The sequence below is a fragment of the Paraburkholderia sp. genome, from assembly GCF_036488795.1.
Classification (GTDB): domain Bacteria; phylum Pseudomonadota; class Gammaproteobacteria; order Burkholderiales; family Burkholderiaceae; genus Paraburkholderia.
In genome coordinates this window covers 1-25,507 of the sequence record NZ_DASXHA010000143.1, presented here as the reverse complement: position 1 = coordinate 25,507, position 25,507 = coordinate 1, and the positions used below count along the sequence as shown (strand labels likewise).

Sequence of the window (25,507 nt, the reverse complement as noted above, 5' to 3'; positions counted from 1 at the left end):
CATTTGCCGTGGCCGCCATTCGCAGTGGCCTCAGCTTCTGCGAGCGTCCACCCCCATGCGGCGGCCCTCCCGCTGCGTTGAGGCAGCGTCTGGTGCGCGCCCGACTCAGGCGATCCGGCGACGATTGCGCACGAGACTCAGCGCCAGCGGCACGAACGCCACGACAAACGCGATCAGCGACCAGCCCGGCAGCGAAATGCCGAAGATCGGCGGATACGCGGTCTCGCACAGTCCGGCGACCTTGAACACGCCCGGCAGCCAGTGCGCCGGCGGCAGGCTGTCGACCAGCGGCTGCAGCGCGTCGAAGCCGCAGCTAAAGCCCGGATTCGCCTGCACGTAGACATGTCGGGCGGCAGTCGCGATACCGGCCAGCGCCGAAATTGCAGCCAGCGTTTCGAGCAGCCGCACGCCGCGCCAGCTGTTGAAGCGCGCGCCGAGGAACGCGAAGATCGCGATCAGCAGGAAGAAATAACGTTGCAGGATACACAGCGGGCAAGGATCTTCGCGCAGGCCGTATTGCATGTAGAGCGCGCCGGCCACCAGCGCGACGCAGATCAGGCCAAGCAGAACCAGCAGGGTGCGCTCGCGGCGCAGCATCGCATTGTCGTTATTCATGGATCGGGTGGCTGTGGAAAATCCAAAGGGCAGGTGCCCGCGATTCTAGCGCGAACATCACGAGGTCGTTTTCGTTTAGCGGATCGGCTTGAGCACCGCTTCGGCCGCCCGGCCGATCGCCAGTAACGCGTCGTCGCCGTACGGCGCGCCCGCCAGCATCAGTCCGACCGGGGCATCGCCGCGCTGATGGCAGGGCAACGACAGCGCGCAGCAGTCGAGGAAATTAAACGCGCTCGGGTTGCGCAGGATCAACCCATTGATGCGGCCGAAGGCATCGTCGTCATCGACGAGGTCCGCGAGGCGCGGCGGCACCACCGGCACGGTCGGCGCGACGATCGCATCGAAGCGTTGCCAGAGCGCGCGAGCCGCGTCCAGCAGCGCGTGACGCTCGGCCACCAGATCCAGATAGTCGGCGGCGCTGGCCGGCTGGCCCTTCAGGATGCGGCTCAGCACACGCGGGTCGTACTGGTCGCTATGCTTTTCCAGCAGCGGCCGGTGCCATGCGTACGCTTCGATCGGCGAAAAGCCGAAACGGTTGATCTCCGGCAAGCGGTCGAGCGGCGCAAACCGCACTTCGCTGACAATCGCGCCGGCGGCCTCCAGATGTTTGAGGGCCGCGTCGATGGCGGCGGCGACCGCCGGTTCGACGCCGTCCGTGACGTAATGGGTCAGGACGCCGAGGCGCACGCCTTCGAGCGGCCGAACCGCCGGAATGCGCGGTTCGAGCCCAGCGAGCATGCGGTCGACCAACGCGCAGCAGGCCACCGACACGCCGATTGGCCCAAACGAGTCGAGCGTCGGTGAGAGCGGCACGCCGCCCTGCTTCGGGATGCGCCCGGCGGTCGGCTTGAAGCCGGTGAGGCCGCACAGCGCTGCCGGGATGCGGATCGAGCCGCCGGTATCGGTACCGAGCGCGACGGCGGCCATGCCGTCCGCGACCGACGCCCCCGCGCCCGATGACGAGCCCCCCGAGATCCGCTCGTCGCCTTTCACGCCGCGCCGATAGGGCGACAGAGGATGCCCGTAGTGCGGATTCAGCCCCAATCCGGAAAACGCGAACTCGCTCATATTCGTGCGTCCGACGATCACCGCGCCCGCGCGCTTCAGACGGGCCACTGCGACGGCGTCGGCGGTGGCGGGCGGCGCGTCGGCGAGCACGGTCGAACCGGCGCGGGTGACCTGGCCTTGAATGTCGAACAGATCCTTGACCGACACCGGAATGCCCGCGAGGGGCGACAGCACGGTGCCGGCGGCGCGCAGGCGGTCGTGCGCGTCGGCTGCGGCGCGGGCGCTGTCGGCATCGACGTGCATGAACACCGTCGACCCCTGGCCGGCCGGATCGGCAATCCGCTCCAAGGCGGTTTCGACGAGCGCGCGGCTCGTCGTGCGGCCGGCAGCCAGATCGGCGGCCAACTGGGCGAGCGGCGGGAAGGGCGTGAATTCAGTGGCCATGGTCATGCAGATCCAGTCAAATCCGGTTGAAGAGGGCGGCGCGAAACGCTGCGATGTCGCGCCGTGCGGATTGACGCGCACCTTCGCTATCAGGTTCGCTGTGATGCCTATTCCGTCCCCATTGTAGATCACGGTTTCAGCCTGGACGCTTGAACCGGCCGGCGGCCCAGAGGTGCGTTACTATCGCCATCTCAGATTACTTTTTGTAAGGAAACCGGCGTATGCATCACGGAATCGGCTTCATTCAGGATCTGGCGGTGGTCATGGCGCTCGCGGGCGTGGTCACCGTGCTGTTCCATCGCCTGAAACAGCCGGTGGTGCTGGGCTATATCGCGGCCGGCGTGATCATCGGGCCATACACGCCGCCGTTCCAGCTGATCCACGACGAGCAGACCATTCAGACGCTCGGCGAACTGGGCGTGGTGTTCCTGATGTTTTCGCTCGGGCTCGAATTCAGTTTGCGCAAGCTGTTCCAGGTGGGCGCAACGGCGATCGTCGCCGCGCTCTCGGAGATCGTACTGATGCTGTGGCTCGGCTATGAGATCGGCAGCGCGTTCGGCTGGAGTTCGATGGACTCGCTGTTTCTCGGCGCGATCCTCGCCATCTCGTCGACCACCATCATCGTCAAGGCGCTGGCAGATCTCGGCCTCAAGCGCGAAAAGTTTGCGCAACTGGTGTTCGGCATTCTGATCGTCGAGGACATCCTGGCCATTGCGATGCTGGTGCTGTTGTCCGGCATCGCGCAGACCGGTGAGTTGAGCGCGGGCATTGCGCTCGTCACGCTCGGCAAGCTGCTGTTGTTCATGACGGTTTCGCTGGTGGTGGGCATTCTCGTGGTGCCGCGCGCGCTCAATTACGTGGCGCGCTCCGGCAGCGACGAGATGCTGCTTGTCTCGGTGCTCGGGTTTTGTTTCGGCTTCTGCCTGCTGGTCGTCAAGCTCGACTACAGCATCGCGCTCGGCGCGTTCCTGATTGGCGCGATCATGGCGGAGTCGCGCCATCTGCATCGCATCGAACATCTGATTGCGCCGCTGCGCGACGCGTTTTCCGCCATCTTCTTCGTGACGATCGGCCTGATGCTGAACCCGCATGTGCTGGTCGACTATGCGTGGCCGATTGCGGTGATCACCGTGGCGGTGATCTGCGGCAAGATCGTTTCGTGCGGCCTCGGCACCTTCCTCGCGGGCAAGGACGGGCGTACGGCGATGCGCGTCGGCATGACGGTCTCGCAGATCGGCGAGTTCTCGTTCATCATCGCGTCGCTCGGTCTCACGCTGAAAGTGACGAGCGCGTTCCTGTATCCGATCGCGGTGGCGGTCTCCGCATTGACGACGCTCTTCACGCCCTACCTGATCCGCGCCGCCGATCCGCTCACCCAACGGCTCAGTCACGCCATGCCGCGCACCATCGCCAACGTGTTCGGCATGTACGGACAGTGGCTGGAGAGCCTGAAGCCGGCGCGCGGCGAGCCGACGCTCTTTAGCATCACGCGCCGCATCATTCTGCAGATCGCGGTGAACCTGGCGCTCGTCGTCGCGATCTTCGTTGCCGTGACGTACGGCGCGACGTATGCGAACGCGCAGCTCGACCGTTGGCTGCCCTCCGAGCCGACGCAACGGGTGGTGCTGTGGAGCGTCGCATTGCTTGTTTCCATGCCGTTCCTGGTGGCGGTGTACCGCAAGACCAAATCGCTCGCGTTGCTGCTCGCCGAGCTGAGTGTGCAGCCGGCGAAGGCCGGGCGCTTCACGCGTGCGATCCGCTATGCGATCTCCGACCTCGTGCCGGTCGTCTCGATGGTGGGTGTCTTCCTGCTGGTCGCGGCGCTTTCCGGCGCAATCCTGCCGCCCACCGGATTGCTGGCCGCGGTGCTGGTCTGCGCCGCGCTGCTGGTGACGCTGCTGTGGCGCTGGTGCGTGAAGATCCACGCGGCGCTGCAGATCGCATTGCGCGAAACCTTCGACGAACAACCGGATCCATAAGAACATAGCGCCGCTCGATGCCGCTGCCGCGCGCCGCTCAAGCCGACAATGTGACCAATTGTGTGCAGGTTTGCCGCGTTCCGCCCGGTAGCGGATAATCAATGGATATCCATTCGTTCGCGTGGAAGGCGCCTGTCCGACAGTCATGAGCGAAAACAAACCAGAGAATGCCGGTACGCCCGGCACCCCCCCGTCGCAGCCAGCGTCCGGCCAACCGGCTGAGGGCTTGAAGCCCTCAACGTCATCTGCGGCGCCGGAGGTCTCGCTGCCTGTCTCACACGAGGATGCCATCCAGTCGCCGCTGAAAGACGTGCCGGCGCAGGCCGCGGGGCCAACGCCAGCGGCTGGAGAGGCAGCGGTCAGATCGTCAACCGACGATCCCGACAGCGCATCGACCGTCACCCCCGAAGATCCGGCGAAGGCCCAGCAACGCGACGCCGCCGAAGCGCGCGCGTCGGCCGCCGAATCAACGGCGAGGCAGGAGGCCGCGGTGCATCAACGCGACGCTGCGCACGCGCACAAGACCGCGACGGCGCAACCGCAAGCGTCCACGGCAAATGCGCCGGCCGCAGACGGTGCCTCCGCCAAAGCGGCGAGCGCGCGCGGCACAGCGGGTTCGCCGCCGCCCGGTTTCGGCGCGGCGCCCGACTTCACTGCGTCAAACCCGCCGCCGCCCAATGCACTGCCGCCCTCGCCACCGCGCTATCTGAAGCAGACGGATTCGGCGTGGTCCGTGTTTGGCCGCATCATCGCGGCACGCGCACGGCAGATCTTCGATCGCGCGGGGCAGCGGATCACGCAGCGCACGCTGCGCATCGGCGTGTCGGCGCGCATCTTCCACCCGGAGCCGGGCGCGAAGGGGCTGCGCGGCAAGACGCTGCAATATCTGGAGGAGTCGATCGCGCATTGGGTGATGTCGCGCGACGTACTGGTGTTCATGATTCCCACGGTTGGTCATCAAGGCATGCTGCACCCAAGCAACATCCGTCTGCGCGATTACGCGAAGCATCTGGATGGGCTGTTGCTGCAGGGTGGCGCGGATGTCTCGCCGCAGTCGTACGCCGAGCAGGCCACCAGCCCCGAGTGGCCTGGCGACCGGGTGCGCGACATGTACGAACTGGAACTGCTGCACGAGTTCATTGAATCAGGCAAGCCGGTGCTGGGCGTATGCCGGGGTTGCCAGCTGATCAATGTGGCGTTTGGCGGCACGCTTTACCAGGACATTGCTACCGATGTGCCCACAGCCGGTGTGCACGTCAACGAGCATTACGACCAGCATCGCCACGGCATTCATTTTCCGGATGGCTCGACGCTCGCGAATATGTTTCCGGGGCGGCGCGATGCGATCGTCAATTCGATTCATCATCAGGCGGTGAAGACGATCGGGCGCGATCTGAACATCGAGGCGGTGTCGGCCTCGGATGGGATCATCGAGGCCGTGCGCTATCGGCGCGCGCCGTTCGTGATGGGCGTGCAGTGGCACCCGGAGTTTCATCGGGCGGGCGGACCGGAGCTGCTGGATTGCACGCCGCTGCTCGACACTTTCCTGCGTGTGGCGCGCGAAACGCGGTTCTAGGATCCATCGGCCTTTCCAGCAGAAAGACGTCGGCGAAAGTGCGGCTCCGTTTCTATGCGGAGCCGTTCTTTTTTGGTGCGCAAATCGCAACCTGGTATCTTGTGCGCAAGCCGGCCTGTCAGTGCCAGGGATTTTTCGCGGCTAAACCGATTTAACAAGATAATAAGGTATGCGATATAAAATCGTAGCCAATAAGGTAGATTGAGTTTCCATCGCTATTCATCTCTGAATAGTCCGCGTATCACCCAAGCCGTCTTCTGCGTTTTTGCGGCCGTTTTCCTCGCAATACCTTGCAAGCGATCTTTCCTTTTTTTCACTGCATCAGCGTCGCTTTTTTTCGCGATGCGTCGACTGTTTTGATGGATTCTTAAGATTGCTATCTATCTCGATTTAAAGTGTTGTCGCGCGACACGCGAGTGCTTCGCTCGATCGCCAATCCAAGCGATAATCTGCGGCTGTTTGAAGATCGCATGGAGCATGCAAGTATGAAGTCCCTCTTAACTGTACGGCGCGCAATGCTGCTCGCGACCACGAGTGCGCTGCTGCAGCATGGTGGTCTCGTGCTGGCAGGAGAGAGCGCCGGTTTATCGGATGCGGTGCCGGTCGTCGGTACGCGTCCGGCCATGAACACGCTGACGCCGCAACCGGTTGCCGCTGCATTGCAGGCAGCCTCCACCGGTGGCAATAGCGTCATCAATGGCAGCGGCGGCGACGCGCAAGGCAATGTTGCCGAACTGATGCAAATGATCCACGACTCGCAACTCACCGAGTTGCGCACCACCTACAACGGCAGCTACGGCGCGAGCCTGTTTTTCTACCCGCAGGACATGACGTATTACGTTGCATTGTTTCAGGACAAGCATTTCTGGCGGGTAATCAAGTCCCAGGACGACACGCGCGCCGAAACGGTCTACGCCGGCTTTGTCCGGCAAACCGCGCAACTGGCCGAAGTGGAAATCCGTCGCACGCAGTTGCAGGCGCAAAAAGCCTTTATCCAGAATGTGATTGCAGTGTCGGAAGATCGCGCGAGGCGCTTGCAGGCCGACCTCGACGTGGCTCGCACACAGCAGGCGAAGGTCGCCGATTACCAGCGTCAGACGCAAGACGAAGCCGTTGCCTTACGCGCCGAGAAAGAGAAGGCTCAAGCCCAGTTGCGCCAGGTGCAGAACGAGGTGCAGCAGTTGCAGCGGCAGAACGAGTCGGGTCTGGCGACCTCGCAATGAGCCGGCGGCCATGGGGCTGAGCTTCCCCTTCGGGCTAGCGGGTTGCGCGGCCGTCCAGCTTGTACACGTAGCGCAATGCGGTGATATCCACGCCGCCCATCTGGTCGGGCTCGGCGCCCGCGAACTGCCAGCCCTGCCGCTCATAGAAACCGATCGCCAGCCGATTGCCTTCGAGCACATAAAGATAGAGCTGCGTTTCGCCTTGCGCGCGCGCCCAGTCTTCGGCAGCGCGCATCAGCAGCTTTCCGACCCCCATCCCCTGATGCCCCGGCAACGTATGCAGATTGTCGAGCAACACGCCCCATGCCGAGTCCGGCTGCCGTTCCACGCAGGCAAAACCGACCGGCTCGCCGGCGCTTTCCGCGATCACCACGCTGCGCCGCTCGGCGGCCGGCGCGTTCAGGCGTGCCTGCCAGTAGGCGGCGCGCTCGCGTGTGACTTCGCGGTCGAGAAAGGCGTCCGGCAACAGGCCGCGGTAGGTGGCTTGCCAGCTTACGGCATGAATCGAGGCGATCAGCTCGGCGTCGGCGGCCGTTGCGGGGCGCAATGAAAGGGTACGAGCGGTGGGCATCAGCGGGTATTCAATTGAAAAGGCAATGACGAAGGGCGCTGCGGGAGACGGCCGCGGGTCTCCTCCAAGGCTTTCTGGAATGCAAGGCACCAGCAGGAACGGTAACATTCCGGCTAGCCGACGTTGCGCGGGATTACCCTAGGTTTACCCTGATACCGTCGCAATGCGACCGGCATCAAAATGCAGCGCCCCCCGGCGCCATCAGTTTTTTTGCATCCACGCCAGAGGCATCTGGCCGCAGACGCGGTGGATTGTCGTCAACCGCCCAGCCTTGCCGGTTCAGGTCCGGCGGCGGGCCAATCAGAGAGTCTCATGTCTACTGCGCCTCACGCGTCTTCCAGCGAATCCAAGGTCCGGACAGTTTTCCGCGTCGTCAGCGGCAACTTTCTGGAAATGTACGATTTCATGGTCTACGGCTACTACGCTTCGGCAATCGCCAAGACCTATTTCCCGAGCGGCAATGATTTCGCCTCGCTGATGCTGGCCCTGTCCGTGTTCGGCGCGGGCTTCCTGATGCGGCCGCTGGGCGCGATCGTGCTCGGCGCATACATCGATCACCACGGCCGCCGCAAAGGTCTGATGCTGACGCTCGGCCTGATGGCGCTCGGCACGCTAACGGTCGCGGCCATTCCGGGCTACGCGACCATCGGCGTGCTGGCGCCGGTTCTGGTGCTGCTGGGGCGCCTGTTGCAGGGCTTCTCTGCCGGCGTGGAGCTGGGTGGCGTCTCGGTCTACCTGTCGGAGATCGCCACCAAAGGCAACAAAGGCTTCTACTGCTCGTGGCAGTCGGGCAGCCAGCAGGTTGCTGTGGTGTTCGCCGCGCTGATGGGCGTGGTGCTGCATCAGGTCCTGCCGGTCGAGCAGATGACGTCCTGGGGCTGGCGTGTGCCGTTCCTGATCGGCTGCCTGATCGTGCCGTTCCTGTTCCTGATTCGCCGTTCGCTGCAGGAAACCGAAGAATTCGCGAAGCGCAAGCATCGTCCGAGCATGGGCGAGATCATGAAGTCGATGGCCGCGAACTGGGGCATCGTGCTCGGCGGCATGGGGATGGTGATCATGACGACCGTGTCGTTCTACATGATCACCGCCTACACGCCGACCTTCGGCAAGGAAGTGCTGAAGCTGTCGTCGATCGACGCGCTCGTCGTGACCGTCTGTATCGGCTTGTCGAATCTGGTGTGGCTGCCGCTGGCGGGCGCCGTGTCGGATCGCATCGGTCGTCGTCCGGTGCTGCTGGTGTTCACCATCCTGACCATTCTCACGGCTTATCCGGCCATGCAATGGCTGGTCGCCGAGCCGTCGTTCGCGCGCCTGCTGGCCGTCGAACTGTGGCTCTCGTTCTTGTACGGCTGCTACAACGGTGCGATGGTGGTGGCGCTGACCGAAGTGATGCCGGTCGAAGTGCGCACTGCGGGCTTCTCGCTTGCGTATAGTCTGGCAACGACGATCGGTGGCTTCACGCCGGCTATCTCGACGCTGCTGATCCACGTGAGCGGCAACAAGGCCGCGCCGGGCTTGTGGCTGGGTCTCGCGGGCATCTGCGGCCTGATCGCGACGCTCGTGCTGTATCGCACCGCTGAGGCGCGCAATCAGTATCGCGCCGCGTAAGCGAATGTAGTGCGACTGCGCCTGGCCCTACAGCCAGGTGCAGTGGAAGCCGCGCGGGTAGGGTAAATAGCAGCACTGCTACTTCGAGCGCTTCGACTGAGGCGCCCACTGCGGCGCCAACCAGGGTTTCGACAAAAAAGCCCCACACTTTCGCAAGCGTGGGGCTTTTGCTTGAGGCGCCGGTTTTCACGCGCTGCGTAGTTCGCGAGCAACCTCTTCGACCACCGCGGCCCACGCACCCGGCTGTGGCTGGCGCACGAGGCGCGCGCCCGGATACCACTTGCTACGCGGTTCGTCGACGAACCAGCGCCAGTCCGCTGCGAACGGCAGCATCAGCCAGAGCGGCTTGCGCAGTGCGCCGGCCAGATGAGCGATGGAGGTGTCGATCGACACGACGGCGTCGAGCCGCTCGATGATCGCCGCGGTGTCCGCGAAGTCGCCGATGTGTCTGTCGAAGCGATGAATCGACCCGGCACGCGGATGGGCGTCGAGCGTGGCACGCTCCGCGGCGCTGAGATTCGGCTGCAGGACGATCCAGTCGATGCCTTCGAGTGCGAACAGCGGTTCGAGTTCGACGAGCGGCATCGTACGGTTCTCTTGCTGCTGCACGCGCCCCGACCACGCGAGGCCGATCTTGCGCTTCGCCTGGCCGCCGATCGAACCACGCCATTTGCGCCCATAGGCAGGCGGCACGCTGAGATAGGGCGTGCGCGCCGGAATCGTCTCGACGGTGGTGCCGAGGGCGAGCGGCAGACTCAGCAGCGGGCATTGCAGATCCGCTTGCGGGCGTGGCGCGCCCTGTGCGATCAACGTGACGCGCCATTCCTGCGCAGCCGGCGTGAGAATCGGCACGAGCTGTGGCTGAACCTCCAGCACGACGCGAGCGGCGCGCTGTGCGGCAAGCGGCACGAAACGCGCAAATTGCAGCGTGTCGCCGAAGCCCTGTTCGGCGTGGATCAGCAGCGTCTGCGCGTCGATCGGCTCGCCTTGCCAGCGTGGCAGCGTGTGCGTGTCTCGCTGCGCCATGGTCTGCAGACGCCACTCGTATTCGGGCAAACCGCGCGCGAAGTCGCCGAGCGTGAGCCAGGCAATCGCCCGGTTCATATGCGCAGACGCCAGATCGGGCCGCAGCCGCAAAGCCTGATCGAAGGCACGCACGGAAGCCGCATGCGCGCCGAGTGCGTGATGCGTGGTGCCGAGGCTCAGCCACGCAAGGGCAAATTGCGGGTCGAGCCCCACCACGGTCTCGAAGCGCGGCAACGCTTCCTTGTGGCGTCCCATTGCGGCGAGCGCATTGCCGAGGCCAAATAACGCGGGCGGAAAGTTGGGCTGCAGCGCCAGTACGACCTCGAATGCCGCGACTGCCGCGGCGTGCTGGCTGGTGGCGTCGAGTGTATTGGCGAGGTTGAAATGTGCCGCGACGAAACGCGGCTGCGCGGAGACGGCCGCGCGAAACTGCTCGATCGCCTCGTCGGACCTGCCAACCGCATTGAGCGCCATGCCGAGATTGTTGTGCGCGCCCGCGTGGCCCGCTTGCAATTCGAGTGCGCGCTGGAAGGAGACGATGGCTTCGTCGTGGCGTCCCAGCGCATGCAGCGCATTGCCCAGGTTGTTGTGCGACGACGCGTTCTGCGGCTGCAGGCGCAACGATTTCTGGAAGGCGTCGGCGGCGTCTTCGTGCCGGCCGGCCGCCGCATAAGCGTTGCCGAGGTTGTAGTGCGCCAGCATGAAAGTCGGCGCCAGCGTCAGCGCGTTGCGAAAGCGCTCGATCGCGCCGTCGAGATGTCCCAGTGCCTTCAATGCATTGCCAAGATTCAGCTGCAGCGCCGCATCCTGCGGACGCAGGTGGGCGGCGCGGCCCACGAGATCGACCGCTTCGGCGTGCTGGCCGCGCTGGTGGCGCAGGACGCCCAACAGGTGCAGTGCGTCGACGTGAGCGGGATCGAGATCCAGTGTGGCGCGATAGCCGCGCTCGGCGTCGTCGAGGCGGCCGTCACGATGCGCCGCATAGGCGCTCTCAAAAACTGATTCCATGACGGGAAAAGGCCGGTCTTTAAAAGCAAATGCGGCATTTTCCCACACTCGGCTTGCCGTTCCCAATTGACGGACTGGCCTTTGATCTATAACATATGAACACCTGTTCATATGTGTGTCGATGATGTTCTCCGTATCCAACGACGAGCGCGTGGTGCCACTTGCCGATCTGTTCCGTTTGCTCGGCGACCCCACGCGCCTGCGCATCGTGCTGGCCTGTGTCGACGAGCGGCGGGCGGTGGGCGCGATTGCCGAGTCGCTCGGTTTGTCGCCGTCGCTGGTCAGTCATCATCTGCGTCTCTTGCGTGCCGCGCGAATCGTGCGCGCGGAACGCCAGGGCAAGCAGGTGTTCTACGTCGCGGCGGACCGGCATATCAGCGGAATGCTCACTGACATGCTCGAACACGTAGCCGAACCGATAACCGAATTTCCGCTGGATCAGCAATGAAGAAAACACCAGAATCCGATCGCCCCGCCGAGGAGCGCGTAGACGAGCATGCGCCAATGTGGCTCGCGGGGGCGAATGCCGATGAGTCGCGCGCAGGTTTGTCGGCGCAAGAGGGCGTCAAGCGGGCCCGCGCAGAACACGATCATGCGGCTCATGGTCACGCCGGGCACGACCACGCCGGGCACGACCACGGGACGCACGCGGCGCACGATCACGCCGGACACCGCGAGACGCGGAGCCATGCGGGCCATGAGGGCCATGAAGCTCACGAAGAGGCTGAACACGCACACGGCCACAGTCACGGACATAGCCACGGCCCCGGCGGCCATCATCACCATCACGCGCCGGCGGCCGGCCATGGCCGCTCGTTCGCCATCGCGGTGGCGCTGAATGTCGCGATCGTCGTGGTTCAGGCCATCTACGGCGTCGTCGCGCATTCCACCGCGCTGCTCGCCGATGCCGGCCACAACCTGTCCGACGTGCTCGGTCTGCTGCTCGCATGGGGCGCCGCCTGGCTCGCCACGCGCCGGCCATCCGCGCGGTACACCTTCGGTTACGGCAGTACGTCGATCCTCGCGTCGCTGGCGAACGCGGGCTTGCTGCTGTTTGCGTGCGGCGTGATCGTCGCCGAAGCGATCAATCGCTTGCTGAATCCGACACCGGTGGAGGGCCTCGTTGTCTTCGTGGTGGCCGGCATCGGCATGCTCGGTAACGGCTTTTCCGCGTGGCTATTCATGCGCGGGCAGAAGGAAGATCTGAACATTCGCGGCGCCTTTCTGCACATGGCGGCTGACGCGTTGATTTCGGCGGCCGTCGCGGTGAGCGGGCTGATCATCCTCGGTACCAACTGGACGTGGCTCGATCCGCTGATGAGTATCGTCGTCGTCGCGGTGATCGTGTATGGCACGTGGGGGCTGCTGCGCGACTCGGTGCGTCTCGCGCTCGACGCGGTGCCGCCCGGCGTCGATCTGCAGGGCATCCGCGACTATCTCGCCGGACAACCGGGCGTGACCGACGTGCACGATCTGCACGTGTGGGCGCTGTCGACCACCGGCAACGCGTTGAGCGTGCATCTGGTGATGCCGGCGGGCCACCCGGGCGACGCGACGGTCGACGCGATCGTCGTCACCTTGCGCGAAAAGTTTGCGATGCAGCACGCCACGCTGCAAGTCGATCTCGGCACCACCGACCACTGCTGCGCGCTCGATCGTCCGCACGCGCCCTGAGGCGGCTTTGACGCGATGCACCCGCAGTGCGCGGGGCGGCGGCGTACACTAGACGCCATGTTGGTCTCCGGAGTTCTGCATGGCTGCCGCTTCATCGAATGCGTCGCCGGTGCTGATCGTCGGGGCGGGCCCCACCGGGCTTGCTGCGGCAATGAGTCTGGCGCGCGCGCATATTCCTGTGCGTCTGATCGACAAGGCGTTGCAGCCGTCCCCGTATTCGCGGGCCATCGGCATCCAGGCGCGCACGCTTGAACTGCTCGAGCAGCATCGGCTGATCGAGCCGTTTCTGGCGCTGGGTCATCGGGCCCGCGCCGCCAATCTCTATTCGAACGGCCAGCGCCTCGTGCGCCTCGACTTCGATCCGCTGCAAACGCGCTACCCGTACATGCTGTTTCTCGATCAGTCGGTCACTGAACGGCTGCTGACCGAGCACCTCGCGTCGCTCGGCGTGAGCGTCGAGCGCGGTGTCGAACTGACGCTTTTCTCGCAAGGCTCGGCGGGACTCAGTGCGACGCTGCAACGCGCCGACGGGCACGCAGAAACCATGCACCCTGCCTATCTGATTGCCACCGACGGCGCGCATAGCGTGATTCGCCATCGGCTGGGTATGAGCTTCGCTGGCAAAACCTTTGAGCAGACCTTTTTGCTTGCCGATGTACTCGCCGACACGACCTGGCCCGACGACGAATTCCACATTTTTGCGTCGGGCGAAGGTCTCGCCGCACTGTTTCCGATGGGCGCAGATCGCTATCGTTTGATCGCCGATCACCCGGTCATGCCGGTTGCGCCGGATGCTTCGCCTCCACCCAATGGCGCGGGTGCTTCCCACGAACCGGCGCCCAATCTGCGGGCGCCGTCTCTCGAGCAATGCCGCGAGCTGGCCGCGCGGCGCATCCATCACGCCGTGAAGTTTGCGGATCTGACATGGTCGGCTTATTTCCATCTGAACAGCCGGATGGTGGAGCAGTTGCGCGTCGGGCGCGTGTTTCTCGCAGGCGATGCAGCACACGTGCACAGTCCGGCCGGCGCGCAGGGCATGAATACGGGGATTCAGGAGGCGTTCAATCTGGGCTGGAAACTTGCGCGCGTGATGACCGGCGCGGCGCCCGACCGGCTGCTCGATTCCTATCATCTGGAGCGGCATCCGATCGAGCGCGACGTGTTGCGGCAAACCAGTTTCGTCACGCAACTCGCGGAAGCGGATCACGGCCCGCTCAAGCTGCTGCGCGAACGCGTGATGCCGGCGCTCGCGGCGCTCGGTCCGCTGCGCGACGCGGCGCGTCTGACGGTGAGCGAGCTGGCCATTCAATATCGGCGCAGCCCGCTCACGCTCGAACGGGTACTCGACGGCGGTCCGCGCGCCGGCGAACGTGCGCCCGATGCGCTGGTGCATGTGGTCGACGGACCGCTTGGGCGGGCGCCCGGTATCGGCTGCATTTTCGATCTGCACGATCCGGCGTATTTTTCGCTGTTCCTGCTGGTGGCGCCTGAGGATCCGAACGAAGCACCGCTCGATCCGGCCGTCGATCGCAACACGACGCACGACACCGAACTCGACCACTTCTGCGCCGCGCTCGAGCGGCTACTGCCCGGTGCAGTGAGGATCTGGCGCGTGACGGATACGGTGGGCGAGGGCGGCCCGTCGCTCTCCGAGTCGTATGGACGCACGCGGCCGTCGTTTTATCTGATGCGGCCGGATGGCTACATTGGTGTGCGCGGGCGCCCCGCCTCTGATCTGAACGCGTTGCTGCGCCACTGTGAGGCGTGGTTTGCGAAGAGCTTCGCGCAGGAGCAGGCGGCAGGCTGAGCGGTGTCGTGCCGGTGAAGCGGCACGACACCGTCCCGATGCAGGAGCGCCGCGGCGTGGCTCAGGCCGTGGCAGTCGCCGCGGGTGTCAACTCGACGCGATGCTTCAGCAGCGCTTCCCTGACGATGCCCGACATCTCGATGCCTTCAGCATGCGGTTTATCGAGCGACGCCAGCAGCGCCGAGCGCATGCGCGGCGCCCAGAAGCGATGAATGTGATCGGCGATGCCGGTGAGCGCTTCCTCGCGGTCCGGCATCGAATCGAAGAATTCGCCGATCCGGTTCGCCATGTCGATCAGGTTCTGTTCATCCATGGCGCGCCCTCATTTACCCGACGTCGCATTGGCCAGCTCGCGCTCGCGCAGCAAACTGAGCTGCTCCGTGTTGAAGCGCGAGTAGTCCTGCTGCCATTGCGACGGTTGTTCGACCGGCATCACCTGCACCGCGGTCACCTTGTATTCCGGGCAATTGGTGGCCCAGTCGGAGCTTTCAGTGGTGATCACGTTGGCGCCCGATTCCGGGAAGTGGAACGTCGTATAAACGACGCCGGGCTGCATCCGGTCGGTCACTTTGGCGCGCAACACCGTCTGTCCCGCGCGTGATTCGATGCCCACCCAGTCGTCCATCTTGATGCCGCGTTCTTCGGCGTCGTGCGGATGAATTTCCAGCCGGTCTTCATCGTGCCAGCGCGAATTTTCGGTGCGGCGCGTTTGCGCCCCCACGTTGTATTGCGACAGGATGCGGCCGGTCGTGAGGATCAGCGGGAATTTCTGGGTGACCTTTTCCGGCGACGCAACGAACTTCGTGATCACGAACTTGCCCTTGCCGCGCACGAACGCACCGATGTGCATGGTCGGCGTGCCGTCCGGCGCGTTTTCATTGCACGGCCACTGAATGCTGCCGAGCTGATCGAGCCTGGCATACGAAACACCGTGGAAGGTCGGCGTGAGGCGCGCGATTTCGTCCATGATTTCGGACGGGTGCGCGTAGTCCATTTCATAACCGAGTGCGCGCGACAACATCAGCGTGACTTCCCAGTCCGCATAGCCCGGCACCGGCGGCATCACCTTGCGTACGCGCGAGATACGGCGCTCGGCGTTGGTGAAGGTACCGTCCTTTTCGAGGAACGTCGAGCCGGGCAGCAACACGTGCGCGTACTTGGCGGTTTCGTTCAGGAAGATATCCTGAACGACGATGCATTCCATGGACGACAGCGCTGCCGACACATGGTGCGTGTTCGGGTCCGACTGCACGATGTCTTCGCCCTGGCAGTACAGGCCCATGAAGGTGCCGTGCAGGGCGGCATCGAACATGTTCGGAATGCGCAGGCCCGGCTCCGCTTGCAGCGTGACATTCCAGGCGTCTTCGAACAGGCCGCGCGTGGTCGAATCGCTGATGTGACGATAGCCCGGCAGTTCATGCGGGAACGAGCCCATATCGCACGAACCCTGCACGTTGTTCTGGCCGCGCAGCGGATTCACGCCCACACCTTCACGGCCGACGTTGCCGGTGGCCATCGCGAGGTTCGCGATACCCATCACCATCGTCGAGCCTTGCGCGTGCTCCGTGACGCCGAGGCCGTAATAGATCGCGGCGTTGCCGCCCGTAGCGTAGATGCGCGCAGCTTCGCGCACGCGTTCGGCGGGGACGCCGGTAATCTCAGCGGTGGCTTCCGGCGCGTTCTCCGGCAGCGCGACGAATGCGCGCCATTGATCGAAGGCGCGCGACTCGCAGCGCTCTGCAATGAATGCTTCGTTCAGCAGGCCTTCCGTGACGATCACGTGCGCCAGTGCGTTGACGATCGCGACGTTCGTGCCCGGGCGCAATTGCAGGTGATGCGATGCCTTGACGTGCGGCGTATCGACGATGTCGATGCGGCGCGGATCGACCACGATCAGCTTCGCGCCTTCACGCACGCGGCGCTTCAGACGCGAGCCGAACACCGGGTGGCCGTCGGTCGGATTCGCGCCAATCACCATGATGACGTCGGCTTTATCGACCGAGGCGAAGGTCTGCGTACCGGCGGATTCGCCGAGCGTCGTCTTCAGGCCATAGCCGGTCGGCGAGTGGCAAACCCGCGCACAGGTGTCGACGTTGTTGTTGCCGAACGCCGCGCGCACCAGCTTCTGCACCAGATAGGTTTCTTCGTTGGTGCAGCGCGACGAGGTGATGCCGCCAATCGAATCGCGTCCGTGCTTCGCCTGAATGCGGCGGAATTCCGACGCCGCGTAGTTGAGCGCCTCTTCCCAGCTCACTTCGCGCCACGGATCCGTGATCTTTGCGCGAATCATCGGCTTGGTGATGCGGTCCTTGTGGGTCGCATAGCCCCACGCGAAACGACCCTTCACACAGGCATGACCTTCGTTCGCCTGGCCGTTCTTGTTCGGCACCATGCGCACGACCTGGCTGCCCTTCATCTCTGCCTTGAACGAACAGCCGACGCCGCAGTACGCGCAGGTCGTCACGACCGAATGCTCGGCCTGGCCAAGCATCACGACGCTCTTTTCCTGCAGCGTCGCAGTCGGACACGCGGCGACGCACGCGCCGCACGACACGCATTCCGAGTCCATGAACGGCTGGTTTTCGCTCGCGGCGACGCGCGATTCGAACCCGCGCCCGGCGATGGTCAGCGCGAATGTGCCTTGGGTCTCTTCGCAGGCCCGCACGCAGCGATTGCAGACAATGCACTTGGACGGGTCGTAAGTGAAGTACGGATTCGATTCGTCCTTCTTGTCCTTCAGGTGATTCGCGCCGTCGTAGCCGTAGCGCACTTCGCGCAGACCGGTCACGCCGGCCATGTCCTGCAGTTCGCAGTCGCCGTTGGCGGGGCAGGTCAGACAGTCGAGCGGGTGATCGGAGATGTACAACTCCATCACATTACGGCGCAGCGACTGCAGACGATCCGTCTGGGTACGCACCTTCATGCCGGCTTCCACCGGCGTCGTGCACGAGGCCGGATAGCCGCGCTTGCCTTCGATTTCGACGAGGCACAGACGGCATGAGCCGAACGGTTCGAGCGAATCGGTCGCGCATAGCTTCGGCACGTTCACGCCGGCTTCGATCGCCGCGCGCATCACCGAGGTGCCGGCAGGCACCGTGACAGCCTGGCCATCGATCTCGAGCGTCACGTCAACGTCTGCATGGCGCAATGGCGTGCCGTAGTCGGTGTCGTCGAACGGCGAGCGCGCGGCACGCTGTTGCGCCTGCGACTTGCAGGCACAGTTGCCGGAACCGCAGCCGCCGGTGTTGGTCTGGATTATGTCGGACATATTAGGCTCCATCGTCAGGCCGCCGCCGCTTTGGGCTGGACGGTGTCGAGACCGAAGTCTGCGGGGAAATGGTCGAGTGCGGACAGCACCGGGAAGGGCGTCATGCCGCCCATTGCACAGAGCGAACCGGACACCATCGTGTCGCACAGGTCGCGCAGCAGTTGCACCTGGCGGGTGGACGTATCGCCGTTGCGAATCCGCTGGATGACTTCGACGCCGCGCGTCGAACCGATCCGGCACGGCGTGCATTTTCCGCAGGATTCGAGTGCGCAGAAATGCATTGCGTACTGCGCGAGTTCGGCGAGGTTCGAGGTGTCGTCATGCACGACGAGGCCGCCGTGACCAACCACCGCGCCGACTGCCGCGTACGCTTCGTAGTCCATCGGAATGTCCCACTGGCTTTCGGGCAGGTACGTGCCGAGCGGGCCGCCCACCTGCACGGCGCGCGCCGGCCGGCCGCTGGCGGTGCCGCCGCCATAGTCGTAGAGCAGTTCCCGCAGTGTCACGCCGAATGCGAGTTCGACGAGGCCGCCTTGCTTGACATTGCCGGCAAGCTGGAACGGCAAGGTGCCGCGCGAGCGGCCCATGCCGAAGTCTTTATAGAACGCTGCGCCGCGCGCGAAGATGATCGGCACCGTGGCGAGCGTGATGACGTTGTTGATGACGGTGGGCTGTCCAAACAGTCCGACCAGCGCGGGCACCGGCGGCTTCGCCCGGACGATCCCGCGCTTGCCTTCCAGCGATTCGAGCAATGCCGTCTCTTCGCCGCAGACATACGCGCCTGCGCCCTTGGCAACCTGCAGTTCGAAGCGGTGCGCGGAGCCGAGCACGCTATCACCGAGCCAGCCGGCGGCGCGTGCCCGTTCAATAGCGGTGTTGAGCGCCGCAATCGAATGCGGATACTCGCTGCGCACATAGATGTAGCCGAGCGTCGCGCCCGTCACGATGCCGGCAATGATCATGCCTTCGATCAGCACATACGGATCGCTCTCCATGATCAGGCGGTCGGAAAACGTGCCTGAGTCGCCTTCGTCGGCGTTGCAGACGATGTATTTCTGCGGCGCCTTCGCGCCGCGCACCGTGCGCCATTTGATGCCGGCGGGGAAGGCCGCGCCGCCACGGCCCCGCAAACCCGATTCGATCAGTGCTTCGCAGGCGGCGTCGCCGTCGGTGGTGAGCGCGCGCTTGAGACCGTCGAGGCCGCCGTGCGCGACGTAATCCTCGGTGGACAACGGGTCGGTGATGCCGATGCGGGCAAACGTCAGGCGTTGCTGTTTCTGCAGGTACGGAATTTCGTCGACGATGCCGACGCTGCTCGAATGAGCCTTGCCTTCGATAAAGCCCGCGTCGAACAGAGCCGCGACGTCCGTTGCGTCGACGTTCGCATAACCGACCCGGCCGCGCGGCGTTTTCACTTCGACCAGCGGTTCGAGCCACAGCAGACCGCGCGAACCATTGCGGATCAATTCGATCGCAATACCGCGCCGCGCCGCTTCTTGAGCAATAGCGTCAGCGAGCGCATCCGCGCCAAGCGCGAGCGCTGCAGAATCGCGAGGAACATAAATGCGCGTCATGCCGTTTCCTCCACCTGTTTCGTGGCGGCTGCGAACAGCGCGTCGAATTTTTGCGGCGTGACTTTCGCATGCAGCACGCCGTTGATCATCAGCGCGGGCGATAGCGCGCACTGACCAAGGCAATAGACGGATCCGAGTTCAACCGCGGCTCCATGTGCATGTTCATGGCCGGCATCGAAGCTGCAGCCGGTGTGCGTTTCGATATGCTGCGCAAGCGCTTCCGTACCCATGCTGCGGCAAGCCTCGGCGCGGCACAGTTGCACGCTGACGGGCGCGGCAGGCTGAGTGCGGAAGTGGTGGTAGTAGGTCAGCACGCCGTGGACTTCCGCGCGCGAGAGGTTCATGACTTTCGCAAGCGGCCCAACGGCAGCAGGTGGCACGAAGCCGAGTTCATCCTGGATGGCGTGCAGCACGGCAAGCAGAGATCGTCCGGGTTGCGCATGGCGATGCACCAGCTGGTCCGGTGCGATCGCGTTTGAATCGTCCAAAGTGGGGGCTCCTTCGAAGTCGTATATGCACTTGTATTTCATAATGTATGCACATATGCTTCGTTGATCTGGTATGTATACATGGAACGATAGGCGGGTGACACCGCTTCCGCAATAGGAGGCAGTTGTACATATATGATCAGAATCGAGTGTCGGGCACAGCTGGTCGTATGCGGTGCGGATGGCCAGGAGGCCAGCCTGACGGACGTGGTGCAGTTATTGGGGCTCGTTGATCAGTCTGGCAGCATTGCGCAGGCGGCGACGCTTAAGGGTTTGTCCTACCGTCATGCGTGGGGTTTGCTGCGCAGTATCGAAGCGCATCTGGGCGGTCCGCTGATCGAGAAAGAGCGTGGACGCGGTTCGGTGCTATCGGAGCTGGGGCAGGCCGTGCTGCGCTCGCAGCGTCTCTGCGGCGAACGGCTCGACGGCAACATGCGCGCGCTCGCGAGCGAAGTGGCGAGCGACCTGAACCGCTGGCTCGCGCCGCCGGCCGACGACGTGCGCATCCATGCCTCGCACGGTTACGCGGTGGCGGCGCTCGTGACTGCACTGGTGGCCGACGAGGTGCCGGTCGACATTAAATATCGCGACAGTGCGGACGCCGTCACCGCGTTGGCTCGAGGAGAATGCGATCTGGCAGGATTTCACCTGCCGCGGGGCGAGTTTCGCGCGGCCTGCGCGAACACCTATCGGCGCTGGCTCGATTCGCAACGGCATGTACTGGTTCATCTGACGCAACGCAAGCAGGGCCTGTTTCTGTCGAAGGGCAATCCGAAGCGCATAGCCGGATTGCGCGATCTGGCGCGTGACGATATCCGCTTCGTCAACCGGCAACCCGGCTCCGGCACGCGCATGCTGCTCGATCTCGCGTTGCGGCGGATCGGCGTGGACCCCGATCGCGTCAATGGCTACGCATCCACCGAGCTGACGCACTCCGCGATTGCGGCATTTGTGGCGAGCGGGATGGCGGACGTGGGGTTCGGGGTCGAACCGGCGGCGCATCACTTCGGTCTTGATTTCGTGCCCATCGTCGATGAGGACTATTACTTCGCCTGCGACCGCGCGCGCCTGGAGCGCCAGCCGCTGTTGACGGTGATCGACATGTTGCGTGGCGAGACGTTCAAGGGCGGGGTGGCCAGACTGGCCGGTTATGATCCGCACGACTGCGGCACCCTGCTGGAACTCGACGAAGGTCTGGGTCCGAACCCAGGGTAAGCGCCTGTAACAACAAAGAAAGGGTCGACCGGTGCGTCATGGGGCCATTTGGGATAATCTCTAGCCTTCTGCTTTAGTCTTAACTGCGCGGCCCGCCGCGCCGGATCAACATGAACGTTCTACTCAAAGCCTGCACCGTGGCTGTTACGGCCGGCGCGCTTCTCGCCACAGTTTCGATCTCCTTTGCGCAGAATTCGCCTGGTGTGCCGGGCGGTATTCTGTCGGATGAATTCCATCTGCAGGAACATCCGCAATTGCCTTTCGCTGCGTCCGCACCGTCGAAGAAGTACCAGTCTGACAAGCAATCAGCCATGCGCCGCAAGGGCGACCTGGGCGATCCGAACGGCTGCAATCTGCAGTGTCCGCAGGATCAGTAAGCACTTCGTCTTCGCGTGATCCGTAGTGTGAGGGCGGTGGCGCCCTGGTTTGCCGGGGCGGCTCGGCGCGACGCAGGCAATAAAAAACCCGCGAGGCCTTACGGCTCGCGGGTTTTTGTACGGCTATCAAGCTGAAGCAAGCCGCATTCGAACAGCAGCTTGCAACACGTGTTCTGGTGGAGGCGGCGTCTGCCGGAATCCGATCCTGCACACTCCGCGCGTTTCCGCAATATCCATTTAATATCAATGGTCTGCGTATGATTGCTGGCCGTCGAAGTCTACAATATTCCGACCCAACCGGCGTTTCGTGATGGGCTGAATGATGGACTGGAAATTGCACTCACAGACAAATAGGCAAAAGCACTTCGGTACGACGATAAGCCGGTCTTCGACGAAAAGGTAACGGGTCTCATACTGACGCCCACGAAGGGCGGGGCGAAGTGGTCACTGCGCTTTACGTCTCCGGTTTCTGCGAAGCGTCGCGATGCGGGCCTAGGCACGTACCCGGAAACGTCGATAGCAGAACCCCGCGAGAAAGCGCTGGCGATGCGTAAGGTTCTTGATGCTGGCGGTGACCCTATCGAGCGACGCAATAGAGAACAACGGGCGGCGGCGCTCGCTGCCTCAGCCTTCACGTTTGAAAAGGCGGCGCGCAAGGTACACGAAGAACTCAAGCCAAGCTGGCGAAATGCAAAGCACGCGGACGATTGGATCAGGTCGCTTGAGGCTTACGCGTTTCCGCTGCTCGGGGCAAAGAAGCTCGATGCGATCGCGCCAGCCAACTGCGCCGACGTGTTGCGGCCCATCTGGCTAGAGAAGGCCGAGACGGCCAGCCGTGTCCGCCAGCGCATGCACGCCGTTATGCAGTGGGCTTGGGCACACGGCCACATTGCGGCGAATCCGGTTGGCGTTGTCGATTACATCTTGCCGAAACAGAACGCGAAGAAGGAACACCAGCCCGCCATGCCCTGGCGTGATGTGCCCACATTTGTGAAAGCGCACGTCGCGGAATTCAAGCCGGGGGAAGCTACGCGCGCTGCACCGCTGTTCCTCATTTTGACGGCCGCGCGTAGCGGCGAAGTGCGAGGCGCGGTATGGGATGAATTCGACCTTGAAACCGGCGTATGGGCTATTCCGGGCGAACGGACGAAGGCGAAGGAGACGCATCGTGTTGCACTGTCGAAACCGGCGCTCACGCTTGTCAAAAGCCTGAAAGAGCAAAAGCTGCATGAGATGCTTGTGTTCCCGTCGCCACGCGGAAAAGTGTTGAGTGACATGGTGCTGACGTCCTTCCTGCGTCGCGTGACAGCCAAAAGCGATGCACCCGAACGCGTCGCAACGGCCCACGGCTTCCGCTCAAGTTTCCGCGATTGGGCCAGCGAACAGGGCTATGCGCGCGATCTGGCCGAGCGGGCGCTGGCGCATACCGTCGCGAACAGGGTTGAAGCGCCGTATCACCGTACCGACCTGTTAGAACAGCGCCGCCCGATGATGGAAGCGTGGGCGGCGTACGTTTGCCCAGGCTAGCCTTTCACCCCCCGTCCCGGGTATCCGGCTCCGCAACCCCCTGCCATGCGCCTGCACGTAGCAATCCATCCATTTCGTCAACCTTCCGGCGCATCGAGATCAGCCGGCCGTATGTGCCGCAGCGTCCCCTGTCCGATGGATCGAAGCGAACGTTGCGCGCACCGCAGCATACGCACGGCGTATCCACCTCCGGGAGGGCGCATGCGTGGATTCGCCCGGCCAGTTGACCCGTGGGATCAATGTGGTCACAGCGTCGGCGGAATTCGTCAATGAGCCTGCCGGTAATGCTCGGATCAGTTTCGATGATGGCTGCGAGCTGGATACGCGGCAGCGGAAGCGGCAGGTAACGTATCAGGTGCCGCTGTCTCGCCGCGTCGCGGTTACGGGTGAACGGTGTACCCGTTCGGCGGTTGAACTGCGCATGACATGATTTGCAACGGAACCTGGGCAGGCCAACGATGCCGGCGCTCCGGGTATTCCGTCCGTTGCAGGCCGGGCAGAGCGGCAATGGTTGGTGCCTGGGTGAGTGAACCTCGTCGAAATCTTCGGTCAATATGCGGGTAAGTTCCCGGTCCTCATACGCGACACCGGCCTGCGGCACGTACGGCCCGTCATGTGCGGCTGTCAGGTGGCCGCCAAGCTGGACCAGCCGTTCGTATTGCCCGGACGGATCGAGTTCAATCAGCCAGCGACGCACCAACCGAACGTTTTCGATCACCGTGTTGCTCATCACGTCGAGCCGGTTCGCTGCCTGGGCACAACTGATCGACTGTGGTAACAGCCTGACCAGCGCGTCGAACTGTCCGCGAAAAGGCCGGTGCGAAAGCGGCGTGCCGCTCAGGCGGTTGAAGTAGTGCCCGCATCGGTCGCACAAGTAGGCCGGTAGCAGTCCCGTGTCCCGTCGCGAATATCCCTTTTTGCTGATATGCACGCCGGCACATCGGGGACATGGTGGCAACGGATCGGCGTCGGGCGACATGAGCCGCGCGACGTGCTCCCGCAGGAAATCTTCCAGTGTCGATTGCATGCTCGTGGCCCGTCAGAACTGCGCCGTCATCTGGAACCCGACAGTCACGCGGGCAGTCGGGAACCCTGAAGGCTTGTAGATTGGCGTACCTGCGAACAGGTCGTAGGACACGCCGACATACTTCGCCGGCACGCCGCCGCGAATGCCAATCACCGCGCCGGCCAGTTGCGTCCCCGCCAGTGTCGCCGTGTTCGGTCCGAACACGCGCCCGTAGTCGATCCCCGCATACAGCGTCTGTCCCGTCTGGAAGATCGGCCATTGCAGTTCGTTACGCCAGTAGAAACCGCGTTCGGCCGCAAGCATCGTTTCTCCGTCGAAGCCGCGCACCGTGTAGCGGCTGCCGATGGTCAGGTCGTCGATGTAGAACAGCGTGTCGTTGGTGAACTGGCCGTGTACGGTTCCGACATACCGGAAGCTCTGACCGCCGATTGCGAACGGCACCGAGAGGTTTGCATCGAGCACGGCCATGTGATAGCGGTACGTCGGACCGTCAGGATACGGGTCGGCCGTCGCGCCGAATCCGCCGATGCCCTGACGGTAGGCGAGCGTGCCGTCGAACTGCGCGCTGCCGAAGTAATGGCGGTCGGTCGCGCCCAATTCCAGAAACGTGTTGTTTCGGGCTTGCGTCGGAATGGTTGTGTTGTCGATGAAGCTGTCGCCGAAGCGCTTTGATAGCTGCACGTAGCCGCCAAGCACGTCGTTCTGGCTGCGCGAGATAACGCGCGCGAGCTTTAGCGCAGCCGTTTGTGAGTTACCGCTGGACACGAACGTCTGATTCACACCCGCGATGTTCTGGTAGTACGTGTTCGTGTTGCCCGAAAGCGTGGCGGTCCAGTAGCCCCAGGGAATCGAATACGAGCCGTTGAAGCCATGCGAGCCAAGCGCCTTGTTGCCAAACGACAAATCCTGATTCGCGCCTACTGTGAAGATGTCGTTCAGGCCGAGCGGGTTGTCGATGCCAAGGCTGACGTTGCCTTGCCATTTACCCGTCGACTCGGTTCCCGAGTTATCGACCGAAGCAACGAAAGTCCAGGGCTTCGCACGCTTGACCGTCAGCACAACATCGCTTTCGCCCGGTACGTCGGTCGGCTTGATTTCCATGCTCACGTCCTGGCTGCTGACGCGCTTCATCTGCTCCAGACCCTGTTCAAGATCGCGCAGATTCAACACGTCGCCGCCGCGCGTTGGATAGGCGGTCTTCCAGGCGCCCCACATTGACGGGACGGCGAAAGCGATACTGCGCACGATACCGGGCACAAGCGCGAGCGTCAGCGTTCCTCCTGTCAGGTCTTGTGGCTGCACGAGTACGCGCGTGGTGACATAGCCGCGGCTCAGAATCGCCTGCTGCAATCCCTTGGTGAGCACGTCGATGCCTTCCTTGCCGACACACTGGCCCTGGTAGTGGTCGAGCCATTCGCGTGCGAATGCGAACGGGTCGAGTGGTAACGCCGACGCGCCTTTCTTGCGAGCGCTCTCGGGCAGCGTTTCAGGA

At 63.7% G+C, this 25,507-nt stretch carries 20 protein-coding genes and 1 pseudogene; 11 read left to right on the top strand and 10 right to left on the bottom strand.

The features are described from left to right. Positions 1–105: 105 nt before the first annotated feature. Both VGH41_RS21350 and VGH41_RS21345 read right to left on the bottom strand, forming a co-directional pair. Positions 106–615 (bottom strand): disulfide bond formation protein B, encoded by a 510-nt coding sequence (locus VGH41_RS21350; RefSeq protein WP_331599551.1) that lies wholly within the window; start codon positions 613–615, stop codon positions 106–108. 75 nt (positions 616–690) lie between these two features. Beyond that, positions 691–2,073 (bottom strand): amidase, encoded by a 1,383-nt coding sequence (locus VGH41_RS21345; RefSeq protein WP_414696694.1) that lies wholly within the window; start codon positions 2,071–2,073, stop codon positions 691–693. Between the two features lie 215 nt (positions 2,074–2,288). Between VGH41_RS21345 and VGH41_RS21340 the strand changes: the two genes are divergently transcribed. The 3 genes from VGH41_RS21340 to VGH41_RS21330 all read left to right on the top strand — a co-directional run bounded on the left by VGH41_RS21340 (position 2,289) and on the right by VGH41_RS21330 (position 6,845). Continuing rightward, the gene (locus VGH41_RS21340; RefSeq protein ID WP_331599550.1) at positions 2,289–4,046 is read left to right on the top strand and encodes a cation:proton antiporter; all 1,758 of its coding nucleotides are present in this window, start codon (positions 2,289–2,291) and stop codon (positions 4,044–4,046) included. Between the two features lie 145 nt (positions 4,047–4,191). Beyond that, positions 4,192–5,622 (top strand): gamma-glutamyl-gamma-aminobutyrate hydrolase family protein, encoded by a 1,431-nt coding sequence (locus VGH41_RS21335; RefSeq protein WP_331599549.1) that lies wholly within the window; start codon positions 4,192–4,194, stop codon positions 5,620–5,622. A gap of 485 nt (positions 5,623–6,107) precedes the next feature. After that, positions 6,108–6,845 (top strand): DUF2968 domain-containing protein, encoded by a 738-nt coding sequence (locus VGH41_RS21330; RefSeq protein WP_331599548.1) that lies wholly within the window; start codon positions 6,108–6,110, stop codon positions 6,843–6,845. Between the two features lie 34 nt (positions 6,846–6,879). Here VGH41_RS21330 and VGH41_RS21325 read toward each other — a convergent pair whose 3' ends face one another. Next, positions 6,880–7,416: a GNAT family N-acetyltransferase gene (locus tag VGH41_RS21325; protein ID WP_331599547.1), complete on the bottom strand. Its 537-nt coding sequence runs from the start codon at positions 7,414–7,416 to the stop codon at positions 6,880–6,882. Between the two features lie 312 nt (positions 7,417–7,728). On the opposite strand from VGH41_RS21325, the gene VGH41_RS21320 reads away from it, so the two are divergent. Further along, complete coding sequence (locus VGH41_RS21320) at positions 7,729–9,024, top strand: MFS transporter (protein ID WP_331599546.1); 1,296 nt, start codon at positions 7,729–7,731, stop codon at positions 9,022–9,024. Between the two features lie 186 nt (positions 9,025–9,210). Here VGH41_RS21320 and VGH41_RS21315 read toward each other — a convergent pair whose 3' ends face one another. Beyond that, on the bottom strand, positions 9,211–11,058 hold the full coding sequence (locus VGH41_RS21315) for a tetratricopeptide repeat protein (RefSeq protein WP_331599545.1): 1,848 nt from the start codon (positions 11,056–11,058) through the stop codon (positions 9,211–9,213). 121 nt (positions 11,059–11,179) lie between these two features. Between VGH41_RS21315 and VGH41_RS21310 the strand changes: the two genes are divergently transcribed. The 3 genes from VGH41_RS21310 to VGH41_RS21300 all read left to right on the top strand — a co-directional run bounded on the left by VGH41_RS21310 (position 11,180) and on the right by VGH41_RS21300 (position 14,539). Next, positions 11,180–11,506 carry a metalloregulator ArsR/SmtB family transcription factor gene (locus VGH41_RS21310; protein WP_331599544.1) on the top strand — a complete coding sequence of 109 codons (327 nt, stop codon included), beginning with the start codon at positions 11,180–11,182 and terminating at the stop codon, positions 11,504–11,506. A 56-nt stretch (positions 11,507–11,562) separates the two neighbouring features. Continuing rightward, positions 11,563–12,732: a cation diffusion facilitator family transporter gene (locus VGH41_RS21305; RefSeq protein WP_414696693.1), complete on the top strand. Its 1,170-nt coding sequence runs from the start codon at positions 11,563–11,565 to the stop codon at positions 12,730–12,732. A gap of 79 nt (positions 12,733–12,811) precedes the next feature. Next, positions 12,812–14,539, top strand: a complete 1,728-nt coding sequence (locus VGH41_RS21300) for an FAD-dependent monooxygenase (RefSeq protein WP_331599543.1) — start codon at positions 12,812–12,814, stop codon at positions 14,537–14,539. Positions 14,540–14,600: 61 nt separating this feature from the next. Here the strand turns inward: VGH41_RS21300 and VGH41_RS21295 are convergent, their stop codons facing one another. From VGH41_RS21295 to VGH41_RS21280, 4 genes are read right to left on the bottom strand one after another with little or no spacing between them, the layout of a single operon-like run. Next, a complete protein-coding gene (locus VGH41_RS21295) occupies positions 14,601–14,852 on the bottom strand; it encodes a formate dehydrogenase subunit delta (RefSeq protein WP_331599542.1) in 252 nt (83 codons plus the stop codon). Positions 14,853–14,861: 9 nt separating this feature from the next. Continuing rightward, positions 14,862–17,807, bottom strand: coding sequence for a formate dehydrogenase subunit alpha (gene fdhF / locus VGH41_RS21290; RefSeq protein WP_331599541.1), 2,946 nt, complete (start codon positions 17,805–17,807; stop codon positions 14,862–14,864). 14 nt (positions 17,808–17,821) lie between these two features. Next, on the bottom strand, positions 17,822–19,381 hold the full coding sequence (locus VGH41_RS21285) for a formate dehydrogenase beta subunit (RefSeq protein ID WP_331599540.1): 1,560 nt from the start codon (positions 19,379–19,381) through the stop codon (positions 17,822–17,824). After that, positions 19,378–19,869 carry an NAD(P)H-dependent oxidoreductase subunit E gene (locus VGH41_RS21280; protein WP_331599539.1) on the bottom strand — a complete coding sequence of 164 codons (492 nt, stop codon included), beginning with the start codon at positions 19,867–19,869 and terminating at the stop codon, positions 19,378–19,380. Before VGH41_RS21280 ends, VGH41_RS21285 begins: the two co-directional genes overlap by 4 nt. Before the next feature lie 135 nt (positions 19,870–20,004). Between VGH41_RS21280 and VGH41_RS21275 the strand changes: the two genes are divergently transcribed. The 4 genes and pseudogenes from VGH41_RS21275 to VGH41_RS21260 all read left to right on the top strand — a co-directional run bounded on the left by VGH41_RS21275 (position 20,005) and on the right by VGH41_RS21260 (position 22,988). Continuing rightward, positions 20,005–21,084, top strand: a complete 1,080-nt coding sequence (locus VGH41_RS21275) for a substrate-binding domain-containing protein (protein WP_331599538.1) — start codon at positions 20,005–20,007, stop codon at positions 21,082–21,084. Positions 21,085–21,194: 110 nt separating this feature from the next. Next, positions 21,195–21,461, top strand: coding sequence for a hypothetical protein (locus VGH41_RS21270; protein ID WP_331599537.1), 267 nt, complete (start codon positions 21,195–21,197; stop codon positions 21,459–21,461). Between the two features lie 387 nt (positions 21,462–21,848). Then, positions 21,849–22,355 (top strand): annotated as a pseudogene (locus VGH41_RS26635) (tyrosine-type recombinase/integrase); the annotation flags it as partial. Positions 22,356–22,424: 69 nt separating this feature from the next. Continuing rightward, the gene (locus VGH41_RS21260; RefSeq protein WP_414696692.1) at positions 22,425–22,988 is read left to right on the top strand and encodes a tyrosine-type recombinase/integrase; all 564 of its coding nucleotides are present in this window, start codon (positions 22,425–22,427) and stop codon (positions 22,986–22,988) included. A 4-nt stretch (positions 22,989–22,992) separates the two neighbouring features. On the opposite strand, the gene VGH41_RS21255 is transcribed toward VGH41_RS21260, so the two are convergent. Further along, on the bottom strand, positions 22,993–24,015 hold the full coding sequence (locus VGH41_RS21255; protein WP_331599536.1) for a DUF746 domain-containing protein: 1,023 nt from the start codon (positions 24,013–24,015) through the stop codon (positions 22,993–22,995). A 12-nt stretch (positions 24,016–24,027) separates the two neighbouring features. Further along, positions 24,028–25,507: ShlB/FhaC/HecB family hemolysin secretion/activation protein (locus VGH41_RS21250; RefSeq protein ID WP_331599535.1), on the bottom strand; the 1,480-nt coding region annotated here is incomplete at its 5' end.

Coding starts and splice junctions, on each gene's coding strand:
- VGH41_RS21270 (WP_331599537.1), top strand. CDS start 21,195: ATGAACGTTCTACTCAAAGCCTGCACCGTGGCTGTTACGGCCGGCGCG.
- VGH41_RS21255 (WP_331599536.1), bottom strand. CDS start 24,015: ATGCAATCGACACTGGAAGATTTCCTGCGGGAGCACGTCGCGCGGCTC.
- VGH41_RS21275 (WP_331599538.1), top strand. CDS start 20,005: ATGATCAGAATCGAGTGTCGGGCACAGCTGGTCGTATGCGGTGCGGAT.
- VGH41_RS21295 (WP_331599542.1), bottom strand. CDS start 14,852: ATGGATGAACAGAACCTGATCGACATGGCGAACCGGATCGGCGAATTC.
- VGH41_RS21335 (WP_331599549.1), top strand. CDS start 4,192: ATGAGCGAAAACAAACCAGAGAATGCCGGTACGCCCGGCACCCCCCCG.
- fdhF (WP_331599541.1), bottom strand. CDS start 17,807: ATGTCCGACATAATCCAGACCAACACCGGCGGCTGCGGTTCCGGCAAC.
- VGH41_RS21315 (WP_331599545.1), bottom strand. CDS start 11,058: ATGGAATCAGTTTTTGAGAGCGCCTATGCGGCGCATCGTGACGGCCGC.
- VGH41_RS21350 (WP_331599551.1), bottom strand. CDS start 615: ATGAATAACGACAATGCGATGCTGCGCCGCGAGCGCACCCTGCTGGTT.
- VGH41_RS21345 (WP_414696694.1), bottom strand. CDS start 2,073: ATGACCATGGCCACTGAATTCACGCCCTTCCCGCCGCTCGCCCAGTTG.
- VGH41_RS21305 (WP_414696693.1), top strand. CDS start 11,563: ATGTGGCTCGCGGGGGCGAATGCCGATGAGTCGCGCGCAGGTTTGTCG.
- VGH41_RS21260 (WP_414696692.1), top strand. CDS start 22,425: ATGCCCTGGCGTGATGTGCCCACATTTGTGAAAGCGCACGTCGCGGAA.
- VGH41_RS21310 (WP_331599544.1), top strand. CDS start 11,180: ATGATGTTCTCCGTATCCAACGACGAGCGCGTGGTGCCACTTGCCGAT.
- VGH41_RS21340 (WP_331599550.1), top strand. CDS start 2,289: ATGCATCACGGAATCGGCTTCATTCAGGATCTGGCGGTGGTCATGGCG.
- VGH41_RS21325 (WP_331599547.1), bottom strand. CDS start 7,416: ATGCCCACCGCTCGTACCCTTTCATTGCGCCCCGCAACGGCCGCCGAC.
- VGH41_RS21320 (WP_331599546.1), top strand. CDS start 7,729: ATGTCTACTGCGCCTCACGCGTCTTCCAGCGAATCCAAGGTCCGGACA.
- VGH41_RS21330 (WP_331599548.1), top strand. CDS start 6,108: ATGAAGTCCCTCTTAACTGTACGGCGCGCAATGCTGCTCGCGACCACG.
- VGH41_RS21285 (WP_331599540.1), bottom strand. CDS start 19,381: ATGACGCGCATTTATGTTCCTCGCGATTCTGCAGCGCTCGCGCTTGGC.
- VGH41_RS21300 (WP_331599543.1), top strand. CDS start 12,812: ATGGCTGCCGCTTCATCGAATGCGTCGCCGGTGCTGATCGTCGGGGCG.